The organism is Methanoregula sp., assembly GCF_002835825.1.
Classification (GTDB): domain Archaea; phylum Halobacteriota; class Methanomicrobia; order Methanomicrobiales; family Methanospirillaceae; genus Methanoregula.
Genome location: NZ_PIZH01000686.1, coordinates 1 through 1,124, shown reverse-complemented (window position 1 = coordinate 1,124; position 1,124 = coordinate 1). Strand labels below are relative to the sequence as shown.

Annotated in this window: 1 protein-coding gene; it reads left to right on the top strand. The window is 60.1% G+C overall.

The genetic code is table 11. The features are described from left to right. Positions 1–98: 98 nt before the first annotated feature. Positions 99–1,010, top strand: a complete 912-nt coding sequence (locus tag CW742_RS14440; RefSeq protein WP_292421575.1) for a cation diffusion facilitator family transporter — start codon at positions 99–101, stop codon at positions 1,008–1,010. The last annotated feature ends 114 nt before the right edge of the window (positions 1,011–1,124 follow it).

The window sequence follows — 1,124 nt, the reverse complement described above, 5'->3', positions numbered from 1 at the left end:
CCCCGTAACAGCTCAAAAAAAACCACCCCTGGCCCCCTTTTTCACCGGAAAATCCCTGCTGTTTTTTATCCGTTTGCGCCCAACCGGTACAGGCACCTATGACCGATGCAAAGACTGATGGCGCTACCCCTGCTGCAGAAGAGCCCCTGCAGAAGCTGGTGATGACCGGCCTTTTCATGGACTGTCTCATCCTCATTCCGGAGACCATTGCGGTCATCGTCACCGGGTCTGCCACGTTCCTTGCCGATGTGATCAAGGTTGGAAACGAGATGCTGGCCACAGTCTTTGCCCTCCTCATCATACGGCGGGTGACCCGGGGCGGGAAGTTCTCCTATGATTACGGGATGGGCAAGTTCGAGTCCCTGACCCGGATCATCACCGGCGCCGTGATGTTCGTCTCGCTGTGCATCCTGCTCGTGTTCACGACCATGCGCCTCCTCCACCCGGAGCCGTTCGACATGACCGCCGCGATCATCGGGATCCCCCTCATGCTGATCGCCGCCACTGCCGATTCCTACCACTGGAGGACGTACTACCGCCGTGCCCAGCGGGAGCCCTCGCCTATCATCGAGGCGCAGTGGCGGCTTCGCCGGGCCAAGACCTTTTCCGACCTGCTCATCCTCTTTGCACTCATCGTCTCGGTCGTCTTTGCCCCCTATCACTGGGCGGAGTATATCGATCCGATCGTCTCGTTCATCATCATCGGGTTCCTCCTGCTTGCCGGTTACCGCGAGATCTCCTCGTCCCTGCCGGATCTCTTTGACAAGACCCTTGAGGAGGAGCTGCAGATCCTCATCCTGCGTGAGCTGGCCGGCTCGTTTGACCAGTACCACGAGTTCCACGGGGTGCGTTCGCGCCGGTCGGGCCGGCGGGTCTATATCGAGATATTCCTTGGCTTCGACCCCGACCAGCGGGCCGGTGAGATCCATGAATTTGCAGCGTCCTTAAAGGAGTCCCTTGAATCGCAGATTCCCCACAGCGTCGTATCGGTTGTGCTGAGCCGGGGATGACGCAGAGCGGAGCACCCCCCGACCGCCGGATACGCGGGCGGGAGGGAGGATGAACCATCTCACGACCCGGGGATGCATCCGAGCTCTTTTCCCGTCCGCCGCAAGAGAATGTAC